Origin of the sequence: Tamaricihabitans halophyticus, assembly GCF_004340875.1 — a bacterium.
GTDB lineage: Bacteria > Actinomycetota > Actinomycetes > Mycobacteriales > Pseudonocardiaceae > Tamaricihabitans > Tamaricihabitans halophyticus.
This window is the reverse complement of the sequence record NZ_SLXQ01000005.1, coordinates 140687-158876: the sequence shown is the minus strand read 5'-3', so window position 1 is coordinate 158876 and position 18190 is coordinate 140687. Positions and strand designations below refer to the sequence as shown.

General features: G+C 66.5%; 16 protein-coding genes. 3 read left to right on the top strand and 13 right to left on the bottom strand.

Annotated elements, in window-relative coordinates; translation table 11 throughout:
- Positions 1–200: 200 nt before the first annotated feature.
- The 5 genes from EV191_RS14335 to EV191_RS14315 form a co-directional block, all read right to left on the bottom strand.
- Positions 201–302, bottom strand: coding sequence for a 30S ribosomal protein bS22 (locus EV191_RS14335; RefSeq protein ID WP_005453035.1), 102 nt, complete (start codon positions 300–302; stop codon positions 201–203).
- 168 nt (positions 303–470) lie between these two features.
- Positions 471–644, bottom strand: coding sequence for a helix-turn-helix domain-containing protein (locus EV191_RS14330; RefSeq protein ID WP_132877704.1), 174 nt, complete (start codon positions 642–644; stop codon positions 471–473).
- A 248-nt stretch (positions 645–892) separates the two neighbouring features.
- Positions 893–1705: a pyrroline-5-carboxylate reductase gene (proC, locus tag EV191_RS14325; protein ID WP_132877539.1), complete on the bottom strand. Its 813-nt coding sequence runs from the start codon at positions 1703–1705 to the stop codon at positions 893–895.
- 150 nt (positions 1706–1855) lie between these two features.
- Positions 1856–2710, bottom strand: a complete 855-nt coding sequence (locus EV191_RS14320) for a thioesterase family protein (protein WP_424565458.1) — start codon at positions 2708–2710, stop codon at positions 1856–1858.
- Positions 2707–3633: a proline dehydrogenase family protein gene (locus EV191_RS14315; protein WP_132877537.1), complete on the bottom strand. Its 927-nt coding sequence runs from the start codon at positions 3631–3633 to the stop codon at positions 2707–2709. Before EV191_RS14315 ends, EV191_RS14320 begins: the two co-directional genes overlap by 4 nt.
- Before the next feature lie 147 nt (positions 3634–3780).
- Between EV191_RS14315 and EV191_RS14310 the strand changes: the two genes are divergently transcribed.
- On the top strand, positions 3781–4323 hold the full coding sequence (locus tag EV191_RS14310; protein ID WP_132877536.1) for a hypothetical protein: 543 nt from the start codon (positions 3781–3783) through the stop codon (positions 4321–4323).
- Here EV191_RS14310 and EV191_RS14305 read toward each other — a convergent pair.
- Positions 4320–4985, bottom strand: a complete 666-nt coding sequence (locus EV191_RS14305; RefSeq protein WP_279388430.1) for a response regulator — start codon at positions 4983–4985, stop codon at positions 4320–4322. The two genes, EV191_RS14310 and EV191_RS14305, sit on opposite strands and share 4 nt — an antisense overlap.
- Entirely contained in the window at positions 4982–6892 is a 1911-nt protein-coding gene (locus EV191_RS14300) for a sensor histidine kinase (protein WP_132877535.1), read from the bottom strand. The genes EV191_RS14305 and EV191_RS14300 overlap by 4 nt, the downstream gene beginning before the upstream one ends.
- 26 nt (positions 6893–6918) lie before the next feature.
- Here EV191_RS14300 and EV191_RS14295 point away from each other — a divergent pair, with 26 nt between their 5' ends.
- Together EV191_RS14295 and EV191_RS14290 are read left to right on the top strand one after the other, a co-directional pair.
- Positions 6919–7611, top strand: a complete 693-nt coding sequence (locus EV191_RS14295) for an ABC transporter ATP-binding protein (RefSeq protein ID WP_165912955.1) — start codon at positions 6919–6921, stop codon at positions 7609–7611.
- Positions 7608–9821 (top strand): FtsX-like permease family protein, encoded by a 2214-nt coding sequence (locus tag EV191_RS14290; protein WP_132877534.1) that lies wholly within the window; start codon positions 7608–7610, stop codon positions 9819–9821. The genes EV191_RS14295 and EV191_RS14290 overlap by 4 nt, the downstream gene beginning before the upstream one ends.
- Positions 9822–9940: 119 nt before the next feature.
- On the opposite strand, the gene EV191_RS14285 is transcribed toward EV191_RS14290, so the two are convergent.
- The 6 genes from EV191_RS14285 to EV191_RS14260 all read right to left on the bottom strand — a co-directional run bounded on the left by EV191_RS14285 (position 9941) and on the right by EV191_RS14260 (position 18086).
- Positions 9941–11206, bottom strand: coding sequence for an amidase (locus tag EV191_RS14285; RefSeq protein WP_132877533.1), 1266 nt, complete (start codon positions 11204–11206; stop codon positions 9941–9943).
- On the bottom strand, positions 11203–13005 hold the full coding sequence (locus EV191_RS14280) for a hydantoinase B/oxoprolinase family protein (protein WP_132877532.1): 1803 nt from the start codon (positions 13003–13005) through the stop codon (positions 11203–11205). Before EV191_RS14280 ends, EV191_RS14285 begins: the two co-directional genes overlap by 4 nt.
- Entirely contained in the window at positions 13002–15098 is a 2097-nt protein-coding gene (locus tag EV191_RS14275) for a hydantoinase/oxoprolinase family protein (protein WP_132877531.1), read from the bottom strand. The genes EV191_RS14280 and EV191_RS14275 overlap by 4 nt, the downstream gene beginning before the upstream one ends.
- 80 nt (positions 15099–15178) lie before the next feature.
- Positions 15179–16345, bottom strand: a complete 1167-nt coding sequence (locus EV191_RS14270) for an acyl-CoA dehydrogenase family protein (protein ID WP_132877530.1) — start codon at positions 16343–16345, stop codon at positions 15179–15181.
- Complete coding sequence (locus EV191_RS14265; RefSeq protein ID WP_132877529.1) at positions 16330–17559, bottom strand: CaiB/BaiF CoA transferase family protein; 1230 nt, start codon at positions 17557–17559, stop codon at positions 16330–16332. Before EV191_RS14265 ends, EV191_RS14270 begins: the two co-directional genes overlap by 16 nt.
- Entirely contained in the window at positions 17556–18086 is a 531-nt protein-coding gene (locus EV191_RS14260; protein WP_341539612.1) for a MaoC family dehydratase, read from the bottom strand. Before EV191_RS14260 ends, EV191_RS14265 begins: the two co-directional genes overlap by 4 nt.
- Positions 18087–18190 lie beyond the last annotated feature (104 nt).

The following is an 18190-nucleotide window of genomic DNA, read 5'->3' as shown; positions in this document are numbered from 1 at the left end:
TGGAACTACCGCAATAGCTGCCACCCTACGCCCGGTATGTTTCGGCGAAGCTACCGCCAGTTACAACTGGATGGCGTAGGTGGCCAGATCCGCGGGTTCGGCGCGGAAATCGCCCGGCCAGTTCGGCTGTGGCAGTCCAGCTGTGCCGGACCGCGCGCCTACCGAAGCAGCCGGGCGACGGACTCGTCCACGGAGCGGGCTTACTTACCCTGCTTACGACGCTGCACGCGCGTCCTACGGAGGAGCTTGCGGTGCTTCTTCTTGGACATGCGCTTGCGGCGCTTCTTGATCACAGAGCCCACGGACGTTCCTAACTTCTTCGTTGGTCTAGATGCACCCGATGCCGGGGCTTCGACCTGCCGCCGAGCGCGACCAGCACACCGGGTACGAGCGACTTCCCAGGGTACCCGCGCGCCAACTCACCCGAACGCGGGGCTCTGCGCTGCTCGAGTCCGCGAAGTGGCCGGTTCTCAGCCAACGTCGAAGTAGGCGCTGTTGAGATACGCGTGCACCGCCTTCTCGGGCACTCGAAAAGATTTGCCGACGCGCGCGGCCGGCAACTCACCGGAATGCACAAGTCGGTATACGGTCATCTTGGAGACCCGCATCAGGCTGGCCACCTCGGCAACCGTGAGAAACTGCACCTGGGCTTGCGCAGGTGTATCGGCATTGTCCGCGTTGCCGCGCGAACTCGACTTACCGAGTTTGCGCGGCGAACCACTGTTGTCCGCCGGCATGAAGTTCACCGTGTCCTTCGACACGTGTCGCGCCGTCGGCTTCCCCACCGACGGTATCGACACGCACGTGCTCGTTCGAGGGTAGCGGGACCAGTGGGACTCCTGCGACCGCTGTGGCTCGATCGGTCCAAGACCGTGACACCGGGTGGCCGGATTCAGTCCTCTTCGTGCGCCTTGCCAAGCTCAACGGACCTATCCCGAGCTGCTTCGATCGCAGCGAGTAGCGCGGCTCGTACACCATGTTTTTCCAGCTCGCGGATGGCGTTGATGGTGGTGCCCCCTGGCGAGGTAACGGCCTCACGCAGGGTTACTGGGTGTTGACCGGTGCGCGCGAGCATCGTGGATGCCCCCACCGCCGACTGGATGATCAGCTGCTCGGCGACCGCCCGCGGCAGCCCGAGCAGGATGCCCGCGTCGATCATCGCCTCAACCAAGTAAAAGAAGTAGGCGGGTCCTGAACCGGACAGCGCGGTCACCGCGTCCTGCTGCGCCTCCGGCAGTTTGACGACCTTGCCCACGCTGCCCAGCATCTCCTCGACCAGCGTGAGGTGTTCCTCGGTGGCGTGCGTACCGGCGGAAACGGCACTCATCGCCTCACCGACCAGCATCGGAGTGTTCGGCATTACCCGCACGACCGGCACCCCTGCCGGCAGGCACCGCTCGTAGAGCTGGGTGGGCAGCCCGGCGCACATGGAGACCACCAGGGTTCGCGTGGTGATCAACTCGTTCAGCTCGACCAGCAGCGGGTCGATGTCCTGTGGTTTCACCGCGACGACGAGGACGTCCGCGCGTTTGGCCGCCTCGGCGACCCCGACCGAGGACACGCCGTACTGCTCGGTCAGCTGGGCGGCGCGCTCTGGGTAGCGCTCGGTGAACATCAGGTCATCCGCGCTACGGCCACTGCTCAGCAGACCGGCCAGCAGCGCTTCCCCTACCTTGCCCGCTCCAAGTACCGCGATCCTCGTCATAACGCCGAAGCCTAACCACCCGATATCCACCGCCCGAACGACGGTTAGCCCGCTGAACTCGCCCCAAAATCAACAGTGAGCCCGCTAAACGCGAGTCCAAATCAACGGTTAGCCCGCTGAACGCGATAATTCAACGGGCGGGGGATTAGTTCAGATGGCTGGGGTCAGGGCTAGTTGACGGGCCTGGCAGACCAGCTGACCAGCGGAATCCAACACGGTCGCGTCCGAGTCGAACCACTGGCCGTGTACCGAGCGCGCCGCGACCTCGACCCGCAACCAGCCGGGCGCCGGCCGGGCCCGCAGCAGCGCGGTCAGCTGCACCGTCGGCGACCACCCCAGCCGACCGAGGTTGAACGTGACCGGCATCGAGATATCCCCAGCCACCAACGCGAACAGGGGGTCGGGCTGTGCACCGCGCGGCCGGGTCCACAGCCGCAGTTGCGGCGGCTGTTCCGCGGCACCGTCGAGGAACCCGGCCATCGCCCGATCGAGGAAGATCTCGCAACCGGCGGACAGCTTGAACACCCGCAACGTCTCGTGCTTCGCGTAGTCCACCGCATCAGCCGGCGGCGCGAGCGGCACCGCCGGCGCATCCGTCCACGCCGGCCGCTGCGTCGGCAGCCGTCCGGTCGTCACAACGCCTTCCACACAGCTGCGGCCGCGCTGCTCCAACCGCACCGCGAGCACCGTGGCCTGCCGGCCGATCTTTCGCACGTCCGCACGCAGCAGCACCGGCCCGAACTCCGGTGCCCGGAGGAACTGCGCGCTGACCGCAAGCGGTTCGGCCGAGCGGTCACCATGTTCGGCGAGGTGGCCGAGCGCGGTCCGACCGAGCAGCGCGAGCAGGAAGCCGCCATGCGGCTTATTGCCGACCGCCCATTCGGGGCGCAGATTCGCGGTGTACGTGCCGTCGCCAAGCGAGCGAACCGCGCTGGCCACGGCGAACGGGGTGATCCCCTCGGAGACCACGCGGTCCGGATTCGCCTTGCCTGAGTTCGTAGTCACCGGCGACTGACCACCGAACGCAGGAAGAAGGACAGGTTCGCGGGGCGTTCGGCCAGTCGGCGCATCAAATATCCGTACCATTGCCGGCCGTACGGCAGGTAGACACGCACCTTCTCGCCTTCACCTGCCAGCCGAAGCTGCTCCTGTGGCCGCATCCCATACAGCATTTGGAATTCATAACTTCCCGGTTTGCGGTCGTACCAACGGGCCCGCTCGGTGATGATCCGCACCAGCCGCGGATCATGCGTGCCGAACATGGCATAGCCATCCCCTGCGAGCAGGATATTGGCGCAGCGCACATAACTGAGATCCACCTCGTGCGGGTCCGGATACGCCACATCGGCCGGCTCGGCGTAGGCACCCTTGCAGAGCCGCACGCGGGATTCCGGACCGGCGAGCGCGGCACAGTCAGCGGCCGTCCGATACAGGTAAGCCTGCAGTACGGCGCCGACCCATGGCCATTCGCGCCGCAGCGCACCGACGATGCGCAGGGTCGAATCGGTGGTCCGGTGATCTTCCATATCGAACGTCACGGTGGTGCCGCAACGCTGTGCCCGCGCGCAGATCCGCTCGGCGAGCGCCAGTGCGAGTGACTCGTCAAACCGCTGGCCGAGCGCGGAAAGTTTCACACTCACCTCGGCTTGTCCGGCAATGCCGGTGACCCGCAGGGCATCCAGCATTTCCAGGTACGCCTGCACCGACTGCTCGGCGAGCGCGGCGTCCGTGGTGTCCTCGCCGAGGTAGTCCATGGTTACGGACAGGCCGGCATCGACCAACCCGCGGCCAGCTTCGATCGCACTCGCCGTGTCCGCCCCGGCGACGAACCGCTCGACCAACGCCCGAGTTCCCGGCGCCGAGGCGACGAGATCACGCACCGCGTTGTTGCGCGCGGCGGCCAGAATCAACGAACGCAACGGTTCCACGATTCGACTCTACGACGATCAACACCGGATGTGCGCTACGACCCACCCAGGCTTCGGGCTAACCCGGTCATGGTCGGGCCGACCGGGGCGGCTCGACCATGGCTGATCACCGGTACAATCGACCCCACCGTCGACGGAAAGATCGTGATGAACTCATCGTTCGACCCTGGGAACTTCGATCGCATGCCGCCGCTGCCGAACGCGTCGGATCAACAGCAGGTTTCCGTGCCGACCACCCTCGTCTGGGCCCTGCGCGCGGGTATCGCCACCGTGCTTTGCGGGCTGCTGACGATCGCCCTTTCCACCTTTTCGGTCAGCGATGAGGACATCGCGCTGCTGCAGTCCGAACTCGCTGGCCAGGGCGCCCAGCTCAGCACCGAAGAGCTGAGCGATTTCACCAATACGGTGACCACCATGACGTTCATCATCGGCCTGGTGCTGACCGCGTTGTGGCTGTGGTTGCTGCAGCGCACGCACAGGGGCCGGAACTGGGCGCGGATTACGCTGACCGTGCTTGGCGCGATCTGGCTGGTGCTGACCCTGCCGAATCTCACCGCCGGCCTGGACAGCGGCTTCGCGATTCTGCTCAACCTGGTTCAGGTGGTGCTGCTCGGTATCACGCTGTACTTCCTGCACGCCAAGCCAACCAGGGACTACTTCATCAGCATGCGAGCGCCCCGCTACAACTAGGATCCGTCGTCCAGCAGCCCGCAGCGCCATGCCCACGCGGCGATCTCCACCCGGTTGCGCGCGCCGATCTTCGCCTGCACCGAAGCCAGATGCGTCTTCACGGTGGAAAGCGACATGTACAGCGCGGTGCCAATCTCGGTATTCGTCAGCCCGCGCGCGGCCTCCACGACTACCTCGCGTTCGCGTTCGGTCAGCGGTTCACTCGGTTCGGGGACGGACCGCTGTTTGGCCTCGGATGGCGCGAAATGCTTCAGCAAGCGCACGGTGATCTGCGGGGAAACCATCGCGTCGCCGCGCACCGCGGCGCGTACCGCCTCGAGTAGCAGCGCCGGTCCCGCGTCCTTGAGCAGGAACCCGCTCGCCCCGCCGCCCAGGGCCTCGTGCACGTACTCGTCCAGATCGAACGTGGTGACCACGACGACCTTCAACGGGTCGGCCACATCCGGCCCAGCCAGCTGCCTGGTGACCTCCAGCCCGTTCAGCCCCGGCATCCGGATATCCAGCAGGCAAACATCCGGCCGCAGCTCCCTTGCCTTGGCCACCGCGGTAGTGCCATCGGCGACGTCCGCGACGACTTCCATTTCCTCCTGCGCTTCGAGGATCATCCGGAACCCGATGCGCACCATTTCCTGATCGTCGGCGATCAGCACCCTTATCGTCACCGCTGTCCTTCCGTGCGTGGCAGCCACGCCTCTACCTGCCAGCCGCCACCGGTCGCCGGCCCCGCCGTGAACAAGCCGCCAAGCAGCTCGACGCGCTCGGCCATGCCCACGATGCCGTACCCGCCCGAACCACCAACGGGCGCATCCTTGGTTGCCCGCCCGTCGTCGTGCACCCGCAGATGCAGCTCGGAATCACTACAACTGGCCAGTATCCGAACCGCCGTCACGCCGGCGGCATGCTTGCCGGTATTCGTCAGTGATTCCTGCACCAGGCGCAGCGCGGAGCGGGAAACCTCCGGCGGCACCGGCAACCCCAGCTCCGCCGTCAGTTCCACCCGCGTCCCGGAGTCCCGCTGCCACTGCTCAACCAGATCCCGCAGGTCGCCGGCGAAGTCAGTGGACGCCTCCTCCATCGCGGTATCGGCACTCGCCGACCCCGCGCCGCTGGCCTCGCCACGCATACTGCCCACCAGCCGGCGCATCGCGGTCAGCGCGGCCAGGCCGCTTTCCTCGATCCGATCCAACGCCTGCGCGGCCGCCTCCGGCCGGCTGTCCGCCACATGCTTGGCCGCCTGCGCCTGCACCACGATCCCGGTGACCTGGTGGGCGACCACATCGTGTAACTCCCTCGCCAGTGCCATTCGCTCGGCATGCTGAGCATCCCGCACGGCGGCGACCACCGACTTGTTGCGTTCGGAGTCGCGCGCCCGGAAGTACAACCCGACGGCCACCGCGCCGCCGAGCGCGAACATTGCCTGCAGGATGATCTGCGGCAGAAAGTCCGGTGCGGCCGGCAGCCCACGGCTCGCCATCGCGAACAGCACGGCAGCCGCCACCCCTGCGGACATCAGCGTGATCTGCCGGATCGCCACCAGCGGGGTCGCGCCACGCACCAGGTAGGTCACCACGACCAACCCAGCCACGATCTGCGCCAACCGCACGCCGTGGGTGGTCATGCCCGACTGCTCCACGCCGAGACCGACCTGCAGCACGCTCGAAGCGGGGATAATGGCCGCGAGCGCGTAGCCGGAGCGCACCGGCTGCACGGTGGCGAGTACGGCGGCGACACAGGCGAGCCCGGAAAGCAGCAGGATCGAGGCGTTCCACGGGGAGAGCTCGTCCACACTCGAGCTCAGTTCGGCGAAGTAAACAAAGGACAGCATGCCGATCAGTGGCCACTGCCTACCGATCAGTGCGCCGACCTTGCCCGAATTGGCCGGCGCGTCCGCCGAACGGTACTGCCAGACGGCGATCAGTGGAGCGATCAGCGCCAGTGCACCAAACAGCAGCGAGCTGACCAGGTCGCTGCGCCCCCCGGAACTCGCCCGTTCGGTCTCACCGAGCAACGCGACCAACCCGGCGCCGACCAGGGCGACGATCGCGATGGTCGCGCGCAACGGCGCGACGCGGGCGGCGCAGTAGTAGACAAGGAGCACTCCGGCAACGGTCTGCGATGTCGAGATCCCGGCAATGAACACCGAGAACACGCCAATGTCCAGCTCGAATAACAGGTAGCCGCTGCCGGCAAGCACCGCCGCGCCGAGTAGGGCGGCCGGGATCGGCCGGCGCGGTGCGGCGAATCCGCAGGCCACGAAGGCAAAGATGCCGAGGAGCGGGAACAGTTCGGCGCGTACCGAGCCGGCGGTGAGGTTGGCGACGACAACCAGCACGTCGAAGAGCAGGGCGACGAGCAGGACCAGCCCGGGGATACCGAGCCAGTCCCGGAGGTCACGCGCGCGCTCGCGCCAGGCTGGAGTGGACACCCCATGACAGTAGGCGATCGGCGCTGACTTGCCCGCTGGCCGGCTGGCCATCCCACCATCGGCCGATCGGCCGATGCGGTACCAGTGGCTGATGGCCGTTTGCCCGAAGTGCCACGGGCCGCCGCTGGCGGAAGCTGTAGCCAACAGATCAGCTACAGAGGAGGAACCCAGTGGCTCCACAGTGGACGGCGCAACCGGTGCTCGCCGGGCGTGGGCTGGTGAAGCGCTACGGCAATGAGCACGCACTGGCCGGAGTGGACATCGATGTGACCGCTGGCGAAGCGATCGCCATCGTCGGCCCTTCCGGATCAGGTAAGACCTCGCTGCTCCACGTGCTTGCCGGCATCCTGCCGGCCGATGAAGGCCAGGTTTTCCTCGCTGGCCAGCGAATCGACCAGCTGAACGAAGCCAACCGCAGCGAGCTGCGCAGGAAGGAGTTCGGCTTCGTGTTCCAGAACGGCATGCTGGTCGACGAGCTCACCGCGCAGGAAAACGTCGCACTGCCCATGTTGCTCGGCGATGTGGCCAAGGCACAGGCGCTGCGCGCCGCCCGCGAATGGCTCGACCAGCTCGACCTTCCCGGCCTCGCCGAGCGACGCCCCGGCGAACTCTCCGGCGGCCAGGCACAGCGGGTGGCGATCGCCAGAGCGCTCGCCCATCAACCGAAGGTGATCTTCGCGGACGAACCGACCGGCGCGCTGGATACCCGCACCGGTGAGGAAACCATGCGAGCCCTGCTCGACGCGGCCGCCCAGACCGGAGCGGCCGTGCTGATCGTGACCCACGACCGCGATCTTGCCGCTTCGCTGCCGCGCACGGTGGCCATCCGGGACGGCAGGGTCGCCAGTGAGGTGCCGGCGTGAACCCGTTCGTACTCGGCCTTCGGGTAATGCGGGCCGACCGGCGCACCCGAACCTCGTCGATCCTCATCCTGGTCGGCGTCGCGGTGGCGACCATCCTGGTTTCCCTGCTGGCCAGCTTGCCGCAGGCGGTGCAGGAGCGCTCCGAGCGGACCGGCTGGCAGGAACCGATCTCCACCAGCGAAGAAGACGCCACCATGCGGGTCTCCTCGACGGTCGACCATTTCGGGGACACCGCGATCAAGCGGATCGATATCGCCGCTGATTCGCCCAAGGCTGGCGCCGAACTACCTCCTGGCGTGCCCAAACTGCCCGGTCCGGACCAGGTGGTGCTCTCCCCCGCGCTGGCCGAGCTGATCAAGGAGAACCCGGAGGCGATGCTCGCCAAACGGTTCGCCGGCGCCCAGGTCGGGACATTCGGCGAGGAAAGCCTTTCCGCTCCCGACCAGCTCGTCGCGCTGGTCGGCCACCAGCCAACCGAACTCACCTCCGAAGCCGTGCCGGTCGCTTCGCTCAACGATGGGATCGGCACGTCCGACGGCATGCTCGAATTGCTCGCCGGGGTCGGCATCGTGGTGCTGCTGGTGCCCAGCCTGGTGCTGGTGGCTTCGGCGTCCAGGCTGACCGCCGCGCGTAGGGAACGCCGGCTCGCGGCACTACGGCTGGCTGGCGCCACCCCCCGGCAGGTACTTGGCATGGTGGCCGCGGAAACCGCGCTTGCCGCGATCGCTGGCGCGCTGCTCGGCCTACTCGCGGCGACTCCGCTGCATCAGGTGGTCAGTCATGTGCCGTGGGCGGGGGCGACCTGGCAACCGGACGATTTCACGCTGCCGGTATCGATCTCGGTGCTGATCGCGGTGCTGATCCCCGCGCTCGTGGTGCTCGCCGCGACGCTGGGCTTGCGCAGGGTGGCGACGAATCCACTCGGCGCGGCGAACGCACAGGAACGGCAGCGGCCGAAGGCATGGCGGCTGCTGGCGATTCCGGTCGCCGGGCTGGCCTTCCTTGGCGCGCTCGCCTCGGGCCAAGGTTCGCAACTCGCCGTGCTCGGTGGGCTGGCGCTGGTGGTGCTTGCCGCCACCCTCGCCGGTCCGTGGCTCACCTCGGTGATCGGTGGAGTGTTCGTCCGCGCCTGGCGCCGGCCAGCTCTGTTGCTGGCTGGTCGCAGGTTGCGCGATGACCCCAAGGCCGCCTACCGCGCCTCGGCCGGGGTGGTGCTCGCGGTGTTCACCGGTTCAATGGCGCTGACGGTGCTAGGCAGCATCGAGGCGATGGCCGGTGGCGGCAGCGAGTACCGGGACAATGTGCTCTACGTCCGGGCCGAAGCGGACAGTGCGAAACGGATCGTGCGGGAAACCAACGAGAACCTTGGTCAGAACGGCCTGCGGGCCAGCGCGATCAGCGTGCCCATGACCTATCTGTCCGATGCGGAGGGTCAACAGGTACAGGGCATGGTGCTGGATTGCTCCAGCGCGAAGGAGTTGACCCGGTTCGAGGGTGTGACCTGCCCGGCGCAACCAAGCGTGCTGAGCCCAACGTCGTTGGCCGGGCAGCTCTCGGCCGAATATGAGCCGGGCGGGCAACAGCAGCGGCTGCCGGCGGATACGCCGGTATGGTCCGCCGACACGGCCGATCCGGTGCTGGCCAATATGGCACTGGTCGATCCGGCCCTGCTGCCGGAGGTCGCGGACAAGGGCACGGTGACGGTGGTGCTACCGACCACACCGGACACTCTCGAGGTGGCCCGCAGCGCACTTGCCTCGGCAGCCGGCGGGGCAGAAGTCCGCAGCTTGCCGACGATGCTTGCCGAACAAGATGCCAAGTTGGCTGACCTGCGCAGGGTGACGGTGATCGGCTTGCTCACGGCCGGCCTGCTCGCGGGTGCCAGTGCGGCGATCACCGCGGCCGGTTCGGTCTTGGACCGCAGGCGCACCTTCGGTTCGCTGATGGCCGCGGGAACCCCGCTTGGCGTGCTGGCGAGGGCGCTGCGCGCGGAGGCCGCGCTACCTGCGCTGGTGGCCACGCTTGGCGCCGGCGCGTTGGGGGTCGGCGTCGGATTCGGGTTGCTCACGTTGATCGAGGGCAGTATTCCGATGCTCAACGCCTGGAGTCTGGTGCCGGTTGGGCTCGGCATCCTGGTCGCGCTGATTGCCGCCACGGCGGCGGCGCCGACGCTGCGCCGGGTGCGCAGCGAACCGCTCTCCGACGAGTAGCGGCTCGGGTCCCCGGGGGTCGGGGTGTGCGGGGTGGTTCAGCCTACCGTCGGGGGAGGCTGAACCACCCCGTGTGCACAACCGAACAGCGGCAACGGATCCCACCCGGATCGCAACCTTCACGGATCTTGCGGGGTGCTGGCGGGTGGACCCTGTTGAGCCCATCCCGTCGCGTCCTCGTAGCCCCGCGCTGCCTGGAACAACAGCTGTTCCTGCCAGGGCCGAGCACTGAGTTGCAGCCCCACGGGCATTCCGGACACCGGATGGAACCCGCACGGGACGCTCAACGCCGGGCCGCCGTAACAGGACCATGCGTAGGTGAACCTGGCGATATCCTTGATCGACGCGGCAAGATCAACCGCATCCCGCCTCGGGACATCGACCGGGATTGTCGGGGTCAGCACCACATCGACCTCGTCGAACACCGCGTCCACCCCGGCGCGGAACTCGCTTCGCCACAGGCGGGCAGCCGCCGTGCGTTCCGGTGCGGTCGCGAGTCCGATGCGTAGCCTGCGTAGCACATCCGGGTCGATTGTCTCGGGTTCGGCTTGCAACCGTCCCGCATGCACCTCGGCTGCCTCCGGATACATGATCTCGAGCATCCGATCCTGGGCTTGCGCCACATCCGGCAGGCGCACCTCGGTGATCCGGCAACCGAGATCTTCGAAGACCTCGATCGCGGCGCGCACGGTGGTAAGCACCCCTTCGTCGACCTCGTCGACGAAAAAGCCCACCGCGACGCCGATCCGGAGCTGCCGGGCATGCTCGGTAGACCACACCGGTACTCGTCGCTCATCGTGCGAGGTCGGGTCAGCTGGGTCGTACCTGTCAAGCGCGGTAAACACCTCGGCTACCGTGCGGATATCCCGCGCCAGCGGGGAAACCGTGTCGAAGCTCGGACTGACCGGCAGAACCCCACGATTGGACAACCGTCCTACGGTAGGGCGAAGCCCGGTGATCCCGTTGACGGAAGCGGGAATCCGCCCGGAACCGCCGGTGTCCGTGCCGAGGGAAACCAACGACATGCCGCTCGCCACGGCAACCGCCGAACCACCGCTCGAACCGCCGGGAATCCGCGTGGTATCCCAGGGGTTCCGGCAGTCACCGAAGGTACGGTTCTGGTTGGTCACCCCCATCGCGAACTCGGCCATATTGTTCTTGCCGAGTATCAGGTAACCGGCCTCGCGCAGCAGCCTGGTCACCGTGGCATCGGTTTCGGCCGGACCGGTCGCGAAGGAGGCGGAGCCAGCCGTGGACGGCACTCCGGCAACATCGATGTTGTCCTTGAGTGTCGCGGTCGGACCGTCCACGGCGACGTCGAAGGTGCTGAGCAGCGCGCGAAGTTCCGGGTTGCGCGCGCGGATAACGGCCAGCTCGTCCGTCATCGGCCGCGCAGCTTGGCTGTCGCTGGCTCATCGACGGTCAGTGTGCTCGGATCGATCACCACTCCGTAGTGCCGCCGAGCATCCGCAATGGACACATAATCGTCCAGTACGTCCTCGAGTACCGCGTCCTGATCGCGTTCACGCGGGTCGCCGTAGCCGCCGCCGGAGGGGAGTTTGATCTCCAGTGTGTCGCCGGCAGCGCATTTTTCCTGGGTCACCTTGGAGTGCAACAGCTCTTCCCGGTCGGTCGCTACGTTGCGGGTGAACGAACCAGCCACCCCGTCATGCCCGCCGGCGAGCCCCCTCGGCGGATCGGACCGGTTGTCCGCTTCGGAGCCGATGAAGGTGTCGGTGAGCATTCGCCATTGCCGGACGCTACCGATGCCGCCACGGTACTGACCGGGCGCGGGCGGCTCGTCCCGCAGTTCATAACGTTCGGCGATCATCGAGTGGTTGAGTTCGAGCTCTTCAATGGGGTTGTTACGGGTGTTGGCCATCAGCGCATCGACACAGTCCATCCCGTCCTTGCCGTTGCGCGCCCCGTAGGAACCCTCGTTGATCTCGATATAAACCCAGTAGGACTGCCCGTCCGCGGCCAGCCCGGAGTAGGCGATGGCGCAGAGCGCGGCTGAGGAACCAGCGACCGCTCGATCCGGCAGCACGTCGGCTAGCGCCAGGTTCATCGAGTCGAAGATCCGGTTGATCTGGGAGAACCTGGCGAAGCAGGATGCCGGAAAGTCCGGATTGAACAGTGTGCCCTCCGGCGCGTATGCCTTTGCCGGCCGGAAACAGCCATCGTTCTGCGGCACGAACTCCTCGGTCAGCGCCTCGTCGAGCAACAGCGTGCGCACCGCCGAGGCGACAGTGGGCAGCACCGACCCCTCGAACGGAACGTTGAACGCGGTCGGTACCTGCTCGTGCGAGTCGGTGAGGTCGACGACGATATCCCCGTCCGTCACCTTCACCGTGACCGCGACCTTGAGTGGCACATCCCGGTTCTTGCCGTCGTCGTCCAGAAAGGAGACCGGCGCCTCGTAGCTGCCATCCGGAATCTCCCTGATCCGCCGGCGAAGCATCTCCTCGGAGTAGTCCATCCACTTGTCCGCGGCGGACAGTACGACATCGAGACCGTAGCGCTCCAGCAGCGCGGTGAACCTGCGCTCGCCGAGGCGCGCGCAGGCGATCAGCGCTTCGAGGTCACCAGCGTTCTGCTCCGGAGTGCGCACGTTGTCCAGGATGTGCTGGATGAGCGCGCCATTTCGCACTCCGGCGTCGTAGATCTTCACCGAGTCCAGCAGTTTGCCTTCCGCCCAGACATCGACCACATCCATGCACAGTCCGGGGAAGTTGCCGCCGATGTCCGAGACATGGCCGGTGCAGCCGGCAAAACCGACGTGCTCGCCGCCAAAGAAGATCGGGATCATGATCCCGTAGTCTGGGGAATGAGCGGCGCCGTGATAGGGGTGGTTGTGCAGGATCACGTCGCCTGGCTGATACGTGCCGGCAAGTTTCCGGTTGATTCCCCTGATATAGGCGGGGATCGAGCCACAGTGCATCGGCGTCGAGTCCGATTCACACAGCTCGCGGCCGTGCACGTCGAAGATCCCCGCGCCAAGGTCCTCCGACTCGCGGATCAGGCTGGAGTAGGCCATCCGGTAGAGGATCTGCGCCATCTCCTTGGCGATCGAGTTCAACGCGCCGCCGATCACGCGCAGGGTGATCGGGTCGACCTCGACGCTCGCGAAATTCTCCGGGGCCGTGCCGGCCAGCGACACCCCTGCTGGGTCCAATGCGGTCACCGCTGGTCTCCTTCCCGCGTCGTTGCGGTTTCGATGATGATGTGCCCGACCTTGTCGATCGTGGCGTGCTGACCGGGACCGATGATCGTGGTGGAGTCGAACTGCTCGATGATCGCCGGCCCGGCCAGTTCGTTACCCGCTTTGAGTAGCGCTCGGTCGTAGACGGTGGTGGCAAACACCTGGCTCTGGTTGTCCCGCGTCCAGAACACCGCCTCGGTGCTTGCCTTGACCGCTTCCGAGGCGTCGGTGCCGCCCGTGTCGATCTCGGCGAGCGGCACGTGGCCGACCTTGCCGATCGCGGTAACCCGCACGTTGACCAGATGTACCGGTTTGTCGTCGAAGCGCTGCAGGTAGGTGCGCTCGTGCACGGTGTGGAATGCTTCCGCGGCGCGCGCGACCCAGTCCGTGTCGATCTCGCCGTCCGGGGCCGGTACGCGCAGTTCGTAGCCCTGGCCGATATAGCGACAGTCGAGACTGCGTTCGATCACGATGTCCTCGGGCGCGAGGCCGTCGGCACCGAGGTACTCGACGGCCTGCGCGGTGAGCCGGTCGAACTCGGCGGCGATCCGGTCAGTATCGGGATCGGCCGATGAGGTCCACACCGTCGCCGGGATCTCCGCGCGAATATCGGTGGCAAGCAATCCCATCGCCGAGGCGATTCCCGGATGGTGCGGAACGATCACGCCGGGGATACCAAGCTGCTCGGCGATATGCCAGGCGAACAGCGGTCCGGCGCCGCCCTCGGCGACCAGGTAGAAATCGCGCGGATCGTAACCCTTGCGCACCGAGTGCAGGCTGATCGCCTCGGTCATCGCGTGTGCCAGGATCTGGAAGACACCGATCGCGGCGTGTTCCACGGTGGTACCGAGTTTGGCGGCGAGATGTTCGTCGATCGCCTTCACCGCAAGTTCGGACTGGATACTCATGGCTCCGGAAAGGAAGCTGTCCGCGCGTAGCCAGCCCATCGCGACCATCGCGTCGGTGCTGGTCGGTTCGGTGCCGCCGCGCGCGTAACAGGCCGGCCCGGGGTTGGCACCGGCACTGCGCGGCCCTACCCGGAACATCCCGCCCTCGTCGATGAACGCGATCGACCCGCCGCCCGCGCCAATGGTGTCCACTTCGGCCATCGGCACCATGGCGTGATAGTCGCCGATACGGGTGTCCAGCAGGTGCTTCATCCGCAGCTTGCCGTCCGGCGCCACTCCGATGTCCGCCGAGGTGCCGCCTACATCGAGGGTAATGACGCTCGGCTGGCCGGAGGCTTTGCCGATCGCGCATCCACCGAGCAGCCCGGCGACTACTCCGCTGGTCAGCAGCAGCACCGGGTTCGCGATCGCGCCTCGGGTGGTGATCAGCCCGCCGGCAGAGGTCATCAGTGCGACATCGCCGCGTACCCCGGCCTCGCGCGTAGTGCCGGAAAGGTTGTGCAGGTACCCGGAGACCTTCGGACCGACGAAGGCGTTCAGCGCCGTGGTGGAGAACCGCTCGTACTCCCGGTACTGCGGTGCTACGTCGCTGGACAGTGAGATGAAAACGCCGGGATACTCCTGCTCGATGATCCGCCGCACGGCCTGCTCGTGCGCGGGATTACGGTAGGAGTGCAGGAAACACACCGCGATTGCCTGAACGCCATTGTCGCGCAGCACGCGCACCTGTTCCCGCACGGCGTCCTCGTCCAGCGGGACAAGTACCGTGCCGGCGGCATCGACGCGCTCGGGCACGACCCTGCGGTTGCGACGCCGTACCAGCTGCCACTTCTGCCATGGCAGGTCCTGATAGGACGAGTAGTTGAACGGGCGCTTCTTACGCGCGATGTGCAGGATATCCCGAAATCCCTCGGTGGTGATCAGCCCGACGTCGGAGCCGTTGTGCTCGAGCACGATGTTCGTCGCGACCGTCGTGCCGTGCAGGAACTGGTCCAGCTCGCCCAGTGTGATGCCCACCTGGTCAGCAAGCTGCCGCACACCGTCTACTGTGGCCAGCGAGGGATCGTGTGGCGTGGACGGCACCTTGTGCACCGCGATCGCGCCTTCCTCGTCCCAGTACATGACGTCGGTGAAGGTGCCACCGACATCGACTCCGATGCGTTTCACTGCTGGTCCTCCTTGATCAGCTGCTGGGTCGTGGACGCCACGCCGGCGGTGCTATCCCGCGTGGCACGCGCGGCCGCGAATCACCATCCGATGCGGCCCTTTCCGGCTACGAGCGACTTGGCGATCACCGTGCGCATCACATCGCTGGTCCCCTCGCCGATCGTCATCAGGATGGAGTCACGGTAGAGGCGTTCGATCTCGAACTCGGCCGAGTAGCCGTAGCCGCCGTGTACGCGCATGGAATCCTGTGCGGCCTGCAAGGCCACCTCCGAGGCGAACAGTTTCGCCATGCCGGTTTGCAGATCCGACCGCTCACCCCGATCGAGCGCCGAAGCCGACCAGTAGGTAAGCAGCCGGGCGGCCTGCAACTGGGTTGCCATCTCGGCCAGCCGGATCTGGGTCGCCTGGAACTCCGCGATGGGCCTGCCGAAGGCGTGCCGATCGCTCGCGTAGGCGAGTGCTTCATCGTAGGCGCGCTGGGCGATACCGAGGCTGCGGCCGGCGATGTTCAACCGGCCGACTTCCAGCGCGGAGAGCACCTGTTGCATGCCCCGACCAGGTTCGCCGCCGAGCAGGTTGCCGACCGGCACGCGTACCTCGTCGAGGACCACCTCGCAGGATTCGGTGCCCTTGTAACCGAGTTTCGGGATATCGCGGGTGACCGTGAACCCCGGCGAGTCCGCGTCCACGAGTAACACGCTCATCCCCTTGTGCGCGGGGGTCGTCGTGCTGTCCGTTTTCACCAGTACGGGCAGCGGATCGGCATACCGCGCGTTGGTGATCCACATCTTGGTGCCGCTGACCAGGAAATGGTCGCCGTCGCGGACCGCGCTCGTCCGGATGCTCTGCAGATCGGTGCCGGCATCGGGTTCGGTGAGCGCGATGCCCGTCCTGCGCTGCCCGGTGGCCAGCTCGGGCAGGTAGCGTCGCCGCTGCTCCTCGGTGCCGTGCCTGGCGAGCATCCAACAAGCAAGGGAGTGGCTGCCGAGGATGCCGGCGATACCCATCCAGCCGCGCGCGATCTCCTCGAACATCAGCGTGAACGACACGAAGTCAGCTGCCCCGCCGCCGTATTCCTCGGGAATCATCAGACCGAACAGCCCGAGTTCGCGCATGGCCGCGACGATCTCGGTGGGATAGCGATCCGCCTGCTCCCATTCACGCGCGACCGGGACGATCTCCGCATCCACGAAATCGCGCAGCATCCGCTGGAACTGCTGCTGATCGGGGCTCAGTGTGAAGTCCATACCGCTTCCCTGTCCGTGCCGAACGCACCGGCCTCGGCGAGTTCGGTGTAGGTGGCTTCGTCGGTGCCGAGCAGGTCGGCGAGCACTTCTGCGTTGTGTTCGCCGAGGCGCGGTGCCCGCTGGTGCTTGGTACGGGCCGGGCCCACGCGCATCGGCGAGCCAACCTGTTTGACCTGGCCGAACCGTGGGTGCTCGGTCGTCACCACCATGCCGCGCGCTCGAGTATGCGCTTCCACCAATGCCTGCGGCACCGTGTTGACCGGTGCGCAGGGCACCCCGGCGGCTTCGAGCGCCTTGAGCCAGTACGCGGTATCTCGCTGCCGCAGTTCTTCTTCGAGCAGACCGACACATTCGGTGGAATGCGCGTAGCGCTCGGCTGGTGTGGCGAACCGCGATTCGGCAGCCCATGCGGGTGAACCGAGCGCGCCAACCAGCCGTTCCCAGAACTTCTGCTTGGCACAACCGATCACGATCCAGGCGTCCGCGGTGCGAAAGTTCTGGAACGGCACCAGGCTCGGATGCGCGGAAGAGTGCGTGCGGCGTGGTTCGAAGCCCTCGTTGAGATGCCAGGTGGCCAGGTAGGTGAGCATGCCGATCGCGGTGTCGTACAGGCTCACGTCGCAGTCCATGCCGATCCCGTCGCGGCGCGCCGCGTGGATACCGGCAAGCAGCGAGTTGGCCGCGACGAACCCGCCCGAGTAATCCACCATGGACAGACCGGACTTCGTTGGCGGTCCGTCCGGCTCGCCGGTTACCGACATCCAGCCGGCAAGCCCCTGCAGCATGTAGTCATAGCCGGGTTGCGCGCTGCGCGGGCCGGTCATGCCGTAACCGGTCAGCGAGCAGCAGACGATCGCCGGGTTGAGGTGCTTGAGATCGTCGTAGCGGATCCGCATCTTTGCCGGCACGTCGCCGCGCAGATTCGAGTACACCGCGTCGCTGGTACGGACCAGGTCGTCGAAAACCGCGCGTCCAGCCGCGGAATTCAGATCCAGCGCGACCGAGCGCTTGTTGCGGTTGAAGGCCTCGAAGAACAGTGAATCGCCGTCTTCCGCGTAGGGCGGGGTGTGCCGACCGACGTCGCCGCCGGTACCAGGGTCCTCGACCTTGATGATTTCCGCACCGAGATCGGCAAGGTGTACCGAGCCGAACGGTCCGGCGCCGTACTGCTCGATGGCGAGCACCCGTACGTCGGCGAGGGGTAGCGCGGTCATGCCCTGCCTCCCTCGGCCAGCGTGAGCGGCCCGCGCTTGGCTTCCGGAAATGAGTTGATCGCCGTGGCCTCGGTTGCCTTGTACACAAGTACGGTGCGGTCGAAGGAAAGGCATTCGTCCCCGTCCCCGTTGAGCGCTCGCGTGTGGACGGAGACCAGTCCCGCGTACGGTTTGGACGCCGACTCGCGTTTGGCCGTACAGATCGATTCGGCGTAGAGCGTGTCACCGACGAACACTGGATGGGTGAGCTTGATGTTCGTCATCTCCAGGTTCGCGACGGCCTTCTGGCTGATATCGGTGACGCTCTGGCCGAGGACCATCGCGATGGTCAGGCCCGAGTTCACCAGTATCTGGCCGAACGGCGTGCGTTCCGCGTAGTGCGCGTCGAAATGGGCCGGGTGCGTGTTCATCGTGAGCAACGTGAACCAGGTGTTGTCGGCTTCGCTGATCGTGCGCCCCAGTGGGTGCCGGTAGACGTCACCCACGGTGAAGTCCTCGAAGTAACGCCCCTGCCAGCCAGTGTGCACGGTCAACGGGCCACCTCCCGCTCGTCGGACATTACGGTGCAGTATGCGCCGGAGGTATGCTGAACGCAATACATCAGACATTTAAATCAGCGCTGACCAGAAGG